Raw genomic sequence first — 14,941 nt, 5'->3', positions numbered from 1 at the left:
CGGCGACAACAAGGTTTCGGGCGACCTCGCGCTCGACGACCAGTTCCTGCCGGTTGGCACGCTGACGCTGGCCGTTCCCGATGTCGCCCCGCTGGCGGCGCTAGGCGGCCAGACGGCAACCGGCGATATCAACGGCACGATCGCCTTCGCCAAGGATGGCGCGACTCCGAACCTCACCATCAATGCGGCCAGCACATCGATCGCCCGCGGCGAACTGGCGGCGAAAGCGATCACCGTCAATGCGCTGATCGCCAATTATCTCAAGGGACCGGCAATATCGGGCACGATCAAGGCCGACAGCGTCACTTCCGGCAAGACAGTGGTCAGCGGTATCGGCATCGACCTGAGGCGCGATGGCGACTGGACCAATTTTTCCGGCGGCGCGACGGCATCCGGCATTCCGGCCACCGCGACCGGGCGCGTGAAGATCGCCGACGGCAAGACCAGCGTCGAGATCGCGTCCGGCGAAGCGACCCTGCGCGGCATCAAGGCGGCGATCGCCGAGCCGTCGCGCCTTGCAATCGCCAACGGCGTCGCCAGCGTCGAGAAGCTTGCGCTCAATCTCGGCGGCGGCTCGGCGACCATTTCCGGCAGCGCCGGCCAGATCCTCGACCTGACGGCCAATTTCGCCAGCCTGCCTGCGGCGCTCGCCAATGATTTCGTGCCGGGCCTGGATGCCGCCGGAACGCTGGAAGGCACGGCACACCTCACGGGTCCGTCGGCCAATCCCGATATCGAGTTCGACGCCAAGCTTGCCGGCGCCGAGACCAGCCAGACCCGCCAGGCGGGACTTGGGCCGCTCAATCTGGATGCCGCCGGCAGCTATGGTCTGGCGAGCGGCCTGGCCCTGGACCATGCAACGCTTGCGGGCGACAAGATTTCCGGCAACGCCGCCGGCACCTTGAATCCGAACGGAGTCAGCGATTTTTCGCTCGATCTGACGTCATCCGGGCCCAGCCTGCCGTTGACGATCGGCAGCGCCGAAAGCCCGGTCAAGATCGAGGTCCAGTCATTGTCGGCAAAGATAGCCGGCCAAAGCACGCAGGCCCGCCTCGAGGCTTCCGCCATCCTGCCTTCGGTTGCCGCCAGCCAGGTGAATGTGGACGGCCTTGCCGTTGCGCTGCATTCGGATGCGTTCGATCTCAAGGGGCGGGCAGGCCCGGTCTCCGGGACGGTGTCGATCGACAGGATCGGCCTGGACAATCCGATGATCGCGCCGTTGGTTGCCGGCAAGGTCACGGCCGAGGTCAATGGCCGTTTGACGAGCGACGCCGTTGCCGTCAACAGCGGCTCGCTCAAGAGCGATGCGCTCAACAGCCAGGTCGCCGGCCGCATGTCGCTGCGCGACGGCGCCGTCGACCTCAATGTGAACGCCAATGTCGCTTCTTCCGCCTTGCCGGCGGCGGTGCGCGGCATGTTGGGCGAGAGCGCGCAATTGAGCGCCGCGCTGAACCGCGACGCCAACGGCAATGTCAATGTCTCCGGCTTGAAGCTCAACTCGGGCGCGCTGAGCGCCGACGGGCAGGCGAGCCTTGCCGACAACAAGCTTGCCGCCGACATCAGGGGGGCGTTGAGCGACGTTTCGCTGCTGTCGAAAGACGCCAAGGGCGCCATCGCTTTTGGCCTGAATGCGCAAGGTCCGATTATGGCGCCCGACCTCTCGCTGACGGTGAACAGCGACAGGCTGTCCGTGGCGGCGCGCGAGATCACCGGACTGAAGCTCACCGCGACAGGCAAGGCCGATGCCGCCAATCCGGCGGCCGATGTGCAACTGACCGGCAATGTCGCCGGACAGCCGCTGCAGGGCAATGCCGTGCTTGCCACCGCCAATGGCAAGCGCGCGATCAAGGGCCTCAGCCTTGCACTGGGCGACAACAAGGTTTCGGGCGACCTCGCGCTCGACGACCAGTTCCTGCCGGTTGGCACGCTGACGCTGGCCGTTCCCGATGTCGGCCCGCTGGCGGCGCTAGGCGGCCAGACGGCGACCGGCGATATCAACGGCACGATCGCCTTCGCCAAGGATGGCGCGACTCCGAACCTCACCATCAATGCGGCCAGCACATCGATCGCCCGCGGCGAACTGGCGGCGAAAGCGATCACCGTCAATGCGCTGATCGCCAATTATCTCAAGGGACCGGCAATATCGGGCACGATCAAGGCCGACAGCGTCACTTCCGGCAAGACAGTGGTCAGCGGTATCGGCATCGACCTGAGGCGCGATGGCGACTGGACCAATTTTTCCGGCGGCGCGACGGCATCCGGCATTCCGGCCACCGCGACCGGGCGCGTGAAGATCGCCGACGGCAAGACCAGCGTCGAGATCGCGTCCGGCGAAGCGACCCTGCGCGGCATCAAGGCGGCGATCGCCGAGCCGTCGCGCCTTGCAATCGCCAACGGCGTCGCCAGCGTCGAGAAGCTTGCGCTCAATCTCGGCGGCGGCTCGGCGACCATTTCCGGCAGCGCCGGCCAGATCCTCGACCTGACGGCCAATTTCGCCAGCCTGCCTGCGGCGCTCGCCAATGATTTCGTGCCGGGCCTGGATGCCGCCGGAACGCTGGAAGGCACGGCACACCTCACGGGTCCGTCGGCCAATCCCGATATCGAGTTCGACGCCAAGCTTGCCGGCGCCGAGACCAGCCAGACCCGCCAGGCGGGACTTGGGCCGCTCAATCTGGATGCCGCCGGCAGCTATGGTCTGGCGAGCGGCCTGGCCCTGGACCATGCAACGCTTGCGGGCGACAAGATTTCCGGCAACGCCGCCGGCACCTTGAATCCGAACGGAGTCAGCGATTTTTCGCTCGATCTGACGTCATCCGGGCCCAGCCTGCCGTTGACGATCGGCAGCGCCGAAAGCCCGGTCAAGATCGAGGTCCAGTCATTGTCGGCAAAGATAGCCGGCCAAAGCACGCAGGCCCGCCTCGAGGCTTCCGCCATCCTGCCTTCGGTTGCCGCCAGCCAGGTGAATGTGGACGGCCTTGCCGTTGCGCTGCATTCGGATGCGTTCGATCTCAAGGGGCGGGCAGGCCCGGTCTCCGGGACGGTGTCGATCGACAGGATCGGCCTGGACAATCCGATGATCGCGCCGTTGGTTGCCGGCAAGGTCACGGCCGAGGTCAATGGCCGTTTGACGAGCGACGCCGTTGCCGTCAACAGCGGCTCGCTCAAGAGCGATGCGCTCAACAGCCAGGTCGCCGGCCGCATGTCGCTGCGCGACGGCGCCGTCGACCTCAATGTGAACGCCAATGTCGCTTCTTCCGCCTTGCCGGCGGCGGTGCGCGGCATGTTGGGCGAGAGCGCGCAATTGAGCGCCGCGCTGAACCGCGACGCCAACGGCAACGTCAATGTCTCCGGCTTGAAGCTCAACTCGGGCGCGCTGAGCGCCGACGGGCAGGCGAGCCTTGCCGACAACAAGCTTGCCGCCGACATCAGGGGGGCGTTGAGCGACGTTTCGCTGCTGTCGAAAGACGCCAAGGGCGCCATCGCTTTTGGCCTGAATGCGCAAGGTCCGATTATGGCGCCCGACCTCTCGCTGACGGTGAACAGCGACAGGCTGTCCGTGGCGGCGCGCGAGATCACCGGACTGAAGCTCACCGCGACAGGCAAGGCCGATGCCGCCAATCCGGCGGCCGATGTGCAACTGACCGGCAATGTCGCCGGACAGCCGCTGCAGGGCAATGCGGTGCTTGCCACCGCCAATGGCAAGAGCGCGATCAACGGGCTTCTGCTGTCGCTGGGACCGAACAAGATCTTCGGCGACCTCGCGCTCGACGAAGCGTTCGTGCCGGTGGGCACCGTGTCGCTCGATCTTCCTGACATCGGGCCGCTGGCGGCGCTTGCGCTGGAAAAGGCGGAAGGCGACGTCCGCGGCACGATCGCCTTCTCGAAGGCCGGCAACGCACCGAACGTCGCCGTCAAGGCAACGACGGCGGCGATCCGGCGCGGCGACCTCTCGGCCAAAAAAGTCGCCATCGACGCCCAGATCGCCAATTACCTTGCAGCACCCGTCATCTCCGGCAAGATCCGCGCCGACAGCGTGACCTCCGGCGGCACTGCCGTTACCAGGATCGATGTCGACCTGAAGCGCGACGGGGACTGGACCGGCTTTTCCGGCGGCGCCACCGTGAAGAACATTCCGGCGAAAGCGGCCGGCCGGGTGAAAGTGGCGAACGGCACGACGACCGTCGAGCTCGCGTCGGGCCAAGCGACGGTGCAAGGCATCAAGGCGGCGATCGCGCAGGCCTCGACCGTGACCATCGCCAACGGCGCGACGACCCTCGACCGGCTGGTGCTCAATCTCGGCGGCGGTACGGCGACGGTGACGGGCAAGGTCACGCAGACGCTCGACATCAACGCCAATCTGGCCAGGGTGCCGGTCTCGCTCGCAAACAGTTTCTCGCCTGGCCTCGATGCGGCAGGCTCGATCTCGGGCACGGTCAAGGTCTCCGGCGCGCCGGCCACTCCGACGGTCGCCTTCAATGTCGATGCCTCGGGCGTGCAGACTTCGCAGACGCGGGGCGCAGGCCTCGGCGGCATGAACGTATCCTCGTCGGGAACCTTTGCCGGCAGCAAGCTTGCCTTCGACGCCAACATCAGCGACGGCGCGGGCCTTGGTCTCAAGGGCGGCGGCACGGTGACGACGGCAGGCGGGCCGACCCTGGCGCTCGATTTCAAAGGCAAGGTGCCGTTTTCCTTCCTTGCCTCGAAACTCGCCGTGCAAGGCCTGGCGCTCAACGGAACCGCCAATGTCGACGTGCAGGTGCGCGGTCCTGTATCCGCGCCGGTGATCAGCGGCAAAGTCTCGACGTCGGGCGCCCGTCTCATCGACGCGCGCTCCGGGCTGGCGGTCAACGACATCGGGGCTGACGTCTCGATCGGCGGCGGCGTCGCCAGGATCAATCGCCTTACGGGCACGTTGTCGACGCGCGGCAGCCTTTCGGCGAGCGGCACCGTCGGCATCACGCCGGCGCAAGGTTTTCCGGCCGACCTGTCGATAAAACTCACCGACGCCCGCTACACCGACGGCAGGGTGGTGACCGCCAATCTCGGCGGCGACCTGACCATCAAGGGGCCGCTCGTGTCGGCGCCGGTGATCGCCGGCACCATCAATCTGGCGAGGACGGTCATCTCCGTGCCGGACAAGCTGCCCGGCTCGCTCTCGGAGTTGGATGTGAAGCATAAGAACCCGCCGCGCGCGGTGCGCGCGCAGGACAGAGCGCTGAACCCGCCGACATCCAGCAGCGGAGGCAGCAGCGGCAGCGGCCTTGTCCTCGACGTAACGGTCAACGCACCGAATCAGATCTTCATCCAGGGCAGGGGCGTCGACGCCGAGCTAGGCGGCTCGCTGAAGCTGACCGGCCCGGCATCCTCGCCGCAGGCCGTCGGAACCTTCACCTTGCAACGCGGCCGGCTGACGATCCTTGCCAAGCGGCTGACCTTCACCGAGGGCACAGTCGGGTTCCGGGGTTCGCTTGTGCCTTACCTCAACCTGACCGCGACCACGACGACCAGCAGCGCCACCGTCACCATCGTCGTTTCGGGCGAAGCGACCAACCCGAAGTTCAACTTCTCCTCCGCACCGGCGCTGCCTGAGGACGAGGTGCTGGCGCAACTGATCTTCGGCCGCTCGATGTCCAATCTCTCGCCGCTGCAGATCGCCCAGCTTGCCGACGCGGCCGCGCAATTGGCAGGGGCCGGCGGCACGACCTCGCTGCTGGACAATCTACGCAGCGCGATCGGCATCGACGATCTCGACGTGACGACCGACGAGAAGGGGGGCACCGCGGTTTCGGCCGGCAAGTACCTCAACGACCGTACCTATGTGACAATCCAGAAGGGCGACAAACCGGGCTCCGGCAAGGCGACGATCGATCTCAATGTCGGGAGGGGCGTGAAGCTGCGCGGCGAGGCCAACGACGCGGGCGAAGCCAAGGGCGGCGTCTTTTACGAACGCGAATATTGATGGTGTTGCCCGCCCCGGCGGGCTGAAGAGGACTTTTGGCGCGCGCACGAGGCCCTGTCCGCCGGCAATGTCTTGATTTGATTGCCCTGTTAATTTTTGGAAATGTGCTGTGGACTAACAAATTTGCGTCAAGGCTGTCGCTATCACGCCAACCGGCCCCATTCCAAAGTTGCACATTCCCCACCATGTTCCAATTCCAAACCGGCTTTTGACATCACGGTCTGGATGCGGAATGTTAAAAGGCAGAAAGCCAAACAATGGGAGTCAGTCATGGCAATCTACAAAAGTAACGGTGATCGCGTTCCGGACCACATCCTGGCGATGGCCGAAGCGGCCAAGTCGGGCACGGTGGACCGCCGTGAATTCCTGGCTTTGGCCAGCGTTTTCGGTGCATCGACGGCAATGGCTTACGGCATGCTCGGTCTCGCCGCGCCGACGCCGGCCAAGGCCGAGGACGTGCAGGGCAAGAAGGGCGGCGTGCTGAAGGTCGCCATGTCGATCAAGGATCCCAAGGATCCACGCACCGCCGACTGGTCGGAGATTGCCAACGCCGAGCGCCAGGCGCTCGAGCCGCTGGTGAAGTACACGAAGGAGTACACCTTCGCGCCTTACCTGCTGGCAAGCTGGGACATCAACGACGACGCCACCGAATACACGCTGCATGTGCGGCCAGGCGTCGAATGGAATAACGGTGACAAGTTCACCGCCGACGACGTGATCTACAATTTCACCCGCTGGGCCGACAAGGCAGCGGAAGGCAACTCGATGCCTGGCCGCCTCGGCAGCCTGGTCGACGACGGCACCAAGAAGCTGCGCGAAGGCTCCGTCGTCAAGGTCGACGACATGACGGTCAAGCTCAAGCTGAGCAAGCCCGACATCGCGATCATCCCGAACATGTGCGATTACCCGGCACTGGTCGTGCACAAGACCTTCGATGAGAAGGGCGCCAACTTCAAGAATTGCCCGATCGGCACCGGCCCGTTCGAGCTTGTCTCCTACGATGTCGGCCAGAAGGTGGTCTACAAGCGCCGCGAGACCGGCAAGTGGTGGCAGGGCGAAGCTTTCCTCGACGGTGTCGAGTTCATCGATTACGGCACCGATCCGGCGGCGACGGTTTCGGCTTTCGAATCTGGCGAAGTCCAGACCAACCACGAAACGACCGCCGACTACATCAAGATCATCGCTGATGTCGGCGCGCCGGTTTCGGAGGTCGTCACGGCGGCCACCGTGGTGTCGCGCTTCAACATCACCCACAAGCCCTATGACAACCAGAAGGTTCGTCAGGCGATGTTGCTTGCGGTCGACAACGCCACGGTGCTGCAGCTCGGCTACGGCAATGCCGGCACCCCGGCTGAAAACCACCATGTCGCGCCGATCCATCCGGAATATGTCAAGCTGCCCGAGGTCAAGCGCGACATCGCCAAGGCCAAGCAGATGCTGACGGAAGCCGGCGTGATCGATTTCGAGCACGAACTGATCAGCAACGACGAAGACTATCACAAGAACACCACGGACGCGATCGCGGCCCAGCTGCGCGAAGCGGGCATCAAGGTGAAGCGCACCGTGCTGCCGAGCTCGACCTTCTGGAACGACTGGACGAAGTATCCGTTCTCGCAAACCAACTGGAACATGCGCCCGCTGGGCATCCAGGTCATCTCCATCGCCTATCGCTCCGGCGAAGCGTGGAACGAGACGGCCTACGCCAATCCCGACTTCGACAAGAAGGTCAACGAGGCGCTCGGCATCGCCGATGCGGAGAAGCGCAAGGTTGTGATGAAGGACATCGAGCAGACGTTGCAGGATTCCGGAATCATCATCCAGCCCTACTGGCGCAAGCTCTACATCAACATCAAGCCCGAGGTGAAGAACCACTCGATGCACCCGACCTATGAGCACGACTTCGGCAAGGTCTGGCTCGAACAGGCGTGATCCTTTTGCGACAAATATGAGGGGCGTCAGCCCCTCTTATTTGCAGCTTCGTCGCCGTTGCGTATTGTGCAACGGTGGCGGAGCCTCACAAGGTATCCGACACAGGGTTGAACCTATCTGACCCCAACCCGGCCGGCAGGGGAGCGCGCATGTTCTCATTCATTGCCAGACGCATCGGCACGATTCTGCTCACGATGCTATGCCTGACGCTGGTCGTCTTCTTTCTCGTCAATCTCGAGCCCAACTTGAAGAAGCTGGCGATCAGCCAGACCGAGATGCACACGTCGGCCGAACAGCTCGAAAGCTGGCTGGTCAATCACGGCTACCGGCAGAACTTCTTTGCGCGCTACGGCCAATGGCTGGGCGTCCTGCCCAAGCAGCCGATCACCGATCCTGCCACCGGCAAGGTGACGCAGCGCTTCTCCTTCTGCAACGATCCGGTCGAGCCGAAATTCTCCGGCGTGCTGCAGGGCGATTTCGGCTGTTCGACCAAGTTCAAGACGACGGTCGCGGCCAAGCTGTTTCCGGCACTCGGCGCCACCGGCATATTGATGTTCTGGGTGCTGGCGGTGATGGTGCCGATCTCGCTGCTCATCGGCATCCTTGCCGGCATGCGCGAAGGCTCGCGAACGGACCGGACCCTGTCGGTGGCCTCCATCGCCTCGACGGCGACGCCCGAATATGTGTCGGGCGTCATCTTCACCGTCATCTTCGCCTCGTGGTTGGGCTGGCTGAACGGCTCGGCGGCATCCGCCAGCCAGGGCATCACCTTCTACAATTTCACCCTGCCGGTGATCACTCTGGCGATCTACGGCACCGGCTATATCGCGCGCATGACACGGGCCTCGATGGTCGAGGTGATGACGCAGCAGTATATCCGCACGGCCCGCCTCAAGGGCCTCTCCTTCGGCAGTGTGGTGATCAAGCACGCGCTACGCAACGCGCTGATCGCGCCTTTCACCGTCATCATGCTGCAGTTCCCGTGGCTGCTCACCGGCGTCGTCATCGTCGAGGTGATGTTCCGCTACCAGGGTTTCGGCTACACGCTGGTCGAGGCCGCCGGCAACAACGACATCGACCTTCTGCTCGGCTGCTCGCTGGTCTCGGTATTCATCGTGCTGATCACCCAACTCATCTCGGATGTCGGCTACGCGTTTCTCAATCCGCGCATCAGAGTTCAATAGGGGGCAGGGCGGATGCAGATCGAATATATCGGTGCCTTCGATGTCGTGCTCGGCGTGCTTTGGCGCTTCTGGCCGGTATGGGTCGCGCTTGTCCTGGTGATGGGCGTTAGCTTTACTTACAAGAAGAAGCTCGGGCTCTACGGCCAGCTCTTTGACAGCGGCGTCGGCATTGCCGGCGTCGGCATCTGCCTGTTCTGGCTGTTCACGGCGATCTTCGCCTCGACCATCTCGCCTTTCGATCCGCTGGCCCAGGTGTCGATCATGAAGGATACGCTGCCCGGCGCGATCGAGCCGACTTCGAAGCTCGTCTACTATTTCGGCGGCGACAAGCTCGCCCGCGACGTGTTCTCGCGCATGGTCTATGGCAGCCAGATCGTGCTGATCATCGCGCCTGCGGCGACCGGTTTTGCGCTGATGGTCGGCATCACGCTCGGCCTGCCGGCCGGTTACTACGGCGGCAAGATCGACACGGTGCTGTCCTTCCTCGCCAATCTGGTGCTGGCCTTCCCGGTGATCCTTTTGTTCTACCTGCTGGTGACGCCAGGCATCATGGACACGCCTATCCCGTACGCCCTGGCGGGGCTGTTCTTCCTGTTCCCGATCATCTTCTTTTGCGTGCTGTTCTGGACCCGCTACAAGAACCGGCCGGACCGGCTCTATATCCTGCTCGGCCTGACGCTCGTCATCGGGGGCTGGATCTATACGGGCCTCGTCTTCGACAAGGATCCGCTGAGGATCGTCCACATCGATCCCAACCAGCTCAACATTTTCGTGGCGGTGGTGTTCGCTTCCAGCCCCGGCGTGTTCCGCATCGTGCGCGGGCTGACCATGGATATCAAGACGCGCGACTACGTGGCGGCGGCGCAGACGCGCGGTGAATCGCCCTGGTACATCATGCTGTGGGAAATCCTGCCCAATGCACGCGGACCGCTGATCGTCGATGCCTGCCTGCGCATCGGCTATACGACGATCCTGCTCGGCACGCTCGGTTATTTCGGCCTGGGGCTGGCGCCCGAGAGTCCCGATTGGGGCACCGCGATCAAGGATGCCAGCCGGCTCTTGCGCTCCTTCATCCACCCGGCGCTGCCGCCGACGATCGCGCTAATGTCGTTCGTGCTGGGCCTGAACCTTTTGGCGGATTCGCTGCGCGAACAGTCGATGAAGGATTGATGGCGGGGCTTCGGGCCCCATCTTCCAGGAAGCAAGGATTGGAGCGACCCATGAACGAGGCAGTTCGAGATCCAGCCAAGACGACCAATGGGCCGATCATCGAGATCGAGAACCTCTCGATCTCCTTCTTTACCCGCAAGGGCGAGATCCCGGCGGTGATGGACTTTTCCTGCACGGTCATGCCCGGCGAGGCGATGGGCATCGTCGGCGAATCCGGCTGCGGCAAGTCGACCGTATCGCTCGGCATCATGCGCGACCTCTCAAACATCGGAAAGATCGTCGGCGGCCGCATCAAGTTCCAGGGCAGGGACATGGGCGAGATGTCCGACGAGGAGCTTCGGGCCATCCGCGGCAACAAGATCGCCATGATCTATCAGGAGCCGATGGCGAGCCTCAATCCGGCGATGAAGGTCGGCCAGCAATTGATGGAAGTGCCGCTGATCCACGACAAGGTCTCGAAGGAAGAGGCCCATAACCGTGCACTGGAGATGGTGCGCGCGGTCAAGCTGCCCGATCCGGAGCGCATGATGCGCTCCTATCCCCACCAGCTTTCGGGCGGCCAGCAGCAGCGCATCGTCATCGCCATGGCGCTGCTGTCGAAACCGGCGCTGCTGCTCCTCGACGAGCCGACGACGGCGCTCGACGTCACCGTCGAGGCCGGCATCGTCGAACTGGTCAAGGGACTGGGCCAGAAGTTCGGCACCTCGATGATCTTCGTGTCGCACAATCTCGGCCTCATTCTCGAGACCTGCGACAAGATCACGGTGATGTATTCCGGCGAGGCCGTCGAGACCGGCAAGATCGAGGACGTGTTCGACCGGATGCGCCACCCCTATACGCAAGGGCTGTTCCGCTCGATTCCGCTGCCTGGCGCCGACAAGAATTCGCGGCCGCTGATCTCCATTCCCGGCCAATTGCCGCTGCCGCATGAGCGGCCGAAGGGATGCAATTTCGGACCCCGCTGTCACCATTTCGTCGAAGGCGTCTGCAACGCCGCCGAAATTCCGATGGTTGCCGTCGAGGGGCATGAGGGCCATTTCTCGCGCTGCGTGCGCTTCAACGAGATCGACTGGGAAGCGCTGCCGCCCGGCGCCAAGAAGGTCAACGAAAAGGTCGAACCCGGCGCGCCGGTGCTCAAGATCGACAATCTCAAGAAGTACTACAAGGTCGGCGGCAGCGAGGTGTTCGGCTCCAGTGAAGGCCGCGTCGTCAAGGCCAATGAGACGATTTCGTTCACCGCGCGCGAGTCCGAAACGGTCGCAATCGTCGGCGAGTCCGGCTGCGGGAAATCGACGCTCGCCAAGGTGCTTCTGGGGCTTGAGACCGCAAGCTCGGGCACCGTGACGCTGGGCAACAAGGAGATCCAGTCGACCGGCATCGAGAGCCGCAATGTCGAAACGGTATCGTCGATCCAGATGGTTTTCCAGAACCCGTTCGACACGCTGAACCCCAGCCATACGGTCGGCTCGCAGATCATCCGCACGCTGGAGAAGTTCAATGTCGGCAAGACCGTCGCCGAGCGGCGCAAGCGCATGCTGGAGCTGCTCGACCTGGTGAAGCTGCCGCGGGCCTTCGAGACCCGCAAGCCGCGCCAGCTCTCAGGCGGCCAGAAGCAGCGCATCGGCGTGGCCCGCGCCTTCGCTGGCGACGCCAAGGTGGTGGTGGCCGACGAGCCGGTCTCGGCGCTCGACGTCTCGGTGCAGGCGGCGGTGACCGAGCTCTTGATGGACATCCAGCGCAAGAACAAGACGACGATGCTGTTCATCAGCCACGACCTGTCGGTGGTGCGCTACATCGCCGACCGCGTCGTCGTCATGTATCTCGGCTATATCGTCGAGCAGGGCACGACGGACCAGATCTTCTCGCCGCCCTACCATCCCTACACGGAAGCGCTGCTCTCGGCGATCCCGATCGCCGACACCAGCGTGGTCAAGAAGCACATCGTGCTCGAAGGCGATATCCCATCGGCGATGAACCCGCCGACCGGCTGCCCCTTCCAGACGCGCTGCGGCTACAAGAAGCTGGTGCCGGACAATTTGTGCGAGACGACGGTGCCGCCGGTGAAGAATCTCGGCAACGGCCATATGAGCCTGTGCTGGCTGTCGGACGATGTCTTGGCGAAGATGGAGCCGGTCATCAAGTTCGACAAGGAGCATGCGGCACATGAAGGCGTGCCGGACGACGCGCCGCACGGCACGGGGCCGGGCTTTGCCGGCACCCCGCCCAAGCGCCCGAGGGGCAAGAGGCCGAAGCCGAACTAAGACTTCGCCCAGTCCCGGGGTCAGCTCCCACATTGCCGCAACTGGGCGGCGTAGTCGCGGGCCATCTGATCGGTGGCGTGCGCGTAGTTCTGCACGCCGGCATCGCCGCGATTGCCGCGGCCGTAGGCCGACCAGCCGAGATAGTAGGCGAGATAGAGACTGTAGGTGTCGTTGCGGGCGACGCCGAAAGTGTCGACGGTCTTGGAATGATACCAGCCGACGAAGTCGATGGCATCGGCGAAACGGCTGCGGCGCGCCGCCCAGTTGCCGGTCTCCATCTGATATTGCGACCAGGTGCCGTCCAGCGCCTGCGAATAGCCCGCGGCGGTGGAGACATGTTTCCAGGGAATGAAGCCGAGCAGCTTGGTGCGCGGCGGCCGGGCGTTGCTCTTGAAGCCGGATTCCTTGCGCACCGTCGCCATCAGCACCGGAACGGGAATGCCGTATTTTTGTTCGGTGCGCTCGGCGGCGGACTGCCAGTTGTCGAACCAACCGTCATTCTGGTCGAAGACGGCGCAGACATTGTTGATGTGGCTGGGCGCCGTCGCGCAGGCCGAAAGCGCCAGCAGCACAGAGACAACGACAATTTTACTAAAACTCGAGCTAGGCATCGGAAGACGAATAGGGCGAAATCATAAAAGGAATCTTTCGAGCTTCCTTAACGCCGACCGAGGCTCCTCGATCTGGGCTCTATCGATATTTCGACGTCACTCGTCGCATTTGTCTTCATCAGAACGAAAAAATGCCGCCTTGGCTAAAATCACGCCGGCAAATGGCGAATTCCTGACAGCTCGCGCCTGACGTCGGCGCTCTGATAGACGCATGACCGAACCAAGACGAAAACGCGGCGCCGAACGGACCAGCAACCGCGGGCCCGCCCCCATTCCGCAGCTGCCGCCACGGCGCGTGGTCAACCCTTACCCGCCGATGGCGGTGCTTTCGGCCGACCAGATCGAGTCCATTCACCAGGCCTCGATGCATATTCTCGAAAGTTTCGGCATCGAGGTGATGAGCCCGCGAGCGCTCGCGCTGTTCGAACGCGCCGGCGCCAAGGTCGATCACAGCTCGATGAATGTGCGCCTCGATCGGGGCATGGTCGACGAAGCGCTGAAGACGACACAGGCCAGCTACACACTTACGCCACGCAACCCGGCTCACGCCGTTTATCTCGGCGGCAACACGATCAACTTCACGCTGGTGGCCGGGCCGCCCAATGTGCACGACATGGAGCGCGGCCGCCGCGCCGGCAATCTCGCCGACTATTGCGATCTCGTCCGGCTGGCGCAGCATTTCAACTGCATTCACATGCTGGGGAACCAGGTCTGCGCGCCGATCGAGCTGCCGGCGAATTCGCGGCACCTCGACACCTACTTCGCCAATCTGACGCTGACCGACAAATGCTTCCATGTCTCGGCGATCGGCCGGGGCAGGGCCCTGGACGGCATCGAGATGATGGCGATTGCGCGTGGCTTGACTCTCGACCAGATCGGCCAGGACCCCGGCGTCACCACCATCATTTCCGTCAATTCGCCGCGCCGCTTCGACGAGATGATGGCCGAAGGGCTGATGACCATGGCCGAGTTCGGCCAGTCGGTGGCGGTGACGCCGTTCACGCTGATGGGCGCGATGAGCCCGGTGACGCTTGCCGGCGCGCTGGCGCAGCAAAATGCCGAGGCACTGTTCGGCATCGTGCTGACCCAGTTGGTGCGGCCCGGCGCGCCGGTGATGTATGGCGCCTTCACTTCCAATGTCGACATGAAGTCCGGCGCGCCGGCCTTCGGCACGCCGGAGAACACCAAGGCCAACATCGCCTCCGGGCAATTGGCGCGGCGCTACAATCTGCCGTACCGCACGACGCCGGGCTCGGCGTCCAATGCCGCCGATGCGCAAGGCGCCTACGAGACGCTGATGGCGCTGTGGGGCGCCGTGCTTGGCCACGGCAACCTCGTCTATCATGCCGCCGGCTGGCAGGAGGGCGGACTGACGGCCTCATTCGAAAAACTCATCATCGATGTCGAGATGATGCAGCACATGATGGAATTCCTGCGGCCGATCGTGGTCGACGAAGGCGAATTGGCGGTCGACGCATTGGGCGCCGTGCCCACCGGCGGCCACTTCTTCGGCGAGCCGCATACGCTTGAACGCTATGCCACCGCCTTCTATCAGCCGATGCTCTCCAACTGGCAGAACTACGAGGCCTGGCAGGAGGCCGGCGCGCTCGATGCCACGGCGCGCGCGACCCGGCTCTGGAAGAAGGCGCTGGAAGAGTACGTTCAGCCGACAATGGACCCAGCCGTGCGCGAGGCGCTTGAAGCCTATATGGCGCGCCGCAAGGAAGCGATCGGGCAGGGCGAGCCGTGACGGTTTTGGAACGCTGGCGCCGCCCCTCATCCGCCTTCCGGCACCTTCTCCCCGTGAAGGACGGGGAGAAGGGAAGC

7 protein-coding genes are annotated in these 14,941 nt (G+C 63.9%); 6 read left to right on the top strand and 1 reads right to left on the bottom strand.

Features of this window, described 5'->3' with window-relative positions:
• The 5 genes from EOD29_RS02200 to EOD29_RS02180 all read left to right on the top strand — a co-directional run.
• The coding region (locus EOD29_RS02200) for a translocation/assembly module TamB domain-containing protein (protein ID WP_127246127.1) at positions 1-5,959 on the top strand (5,959 nt) is incomplete at its 5' end.
• A 270-nt stretch (positions 5,960-6,229) separates the two neighbouring features.
• Entirely contained in the window at positions 6,230-7,888 is a 1,659-nt protein-coding gene (locus tag EOD29_RS02195; protein ID WP_095779087.1) for an ABC transporter substrate-binding protein, read from the top strand.
• 149 nt (positions 7,889-8,037) lie between these two features.
• Positions 8,038-9,072: an ABC transporter permease gene (locus tag EOD29_RS02190; RefSeq protein ID WP_067328931.1), complete on the top strand. Its 1,035-nt coding sequence runs from the start codon at positions 8,038-8,040 to the stop codon at positions 9,070-9,072.
• 12 nt (positions 9,073-9,084) lie between these two features.
• Complete coding sequence (locus EOD29_RS02185; RefSeq protein WP_066990564.1) at positions 9,085-10,242, top strand: ABC transporter permease; 1,158 nt, start codon at positions 9,085-9,087, stop codon at positions 10,240-10,242.
• 50 nt (positions 10,243-10,292) lie between these two features.
• Entirely contained in the window at positions 10,293-12,503 is a 2,211-nt protein-coding gene (locus tag EOD29_RS02180; RefSeq protein WP_066990565.1) for an ABC transporter ATP-binding protein, read from the top strand.
• Positions 12,504-12,523: 20 nt separating this feature from the next.
• Here the strand turns inward: EOD29_RS02180 and EOD29_RS02175 are convergent, their stop codons facing one another.
• Positions 12,524-13,114 (bottom strand): transglycosylase SLT domain-containing protein, encoded by a 591-nt coding sequence (locus EOD29_RS02175; RefSeq protein WP_127245822.1) that lies wholly within the window; start codon positions 13,112-13,114, stop codon positions 12,524-12,526.
• Positions 13,115-13,325: 211 nt separating this feature from the next.
• Between EOD29_RS02175 and EOD29_RS02170 the strand changes: the two genes are divergently transcribed.
• Complete coding sequence (locus tag EOD29_RS02170) at positions 13,326-14,864, top strand: trimethylamine methyltransferase family protein (RefSeq protein WP_127245821.1); 1,539 nt, start codon at positions 13,326-13,328, stop codon at positions 14,862-14,864.
• Positions 14,865-14,941: the final 77 nt, after the last annotated feature.

Source organism: Mesorhizobium sp. M1A.T.Ca.IN.004.03.1.1 (genome assembly GCF_003997555.1).
Lineage (GTDB): Bacteria > Pseudomonadota > Alphaproteobacteria > Rhizobiales > Rhizobiaceae > Mesorhizobium.
Note: the sequence above shows the minus strand (reverse complement) of the source record. Positions and strands in the feature narration are given on the sequence as shown.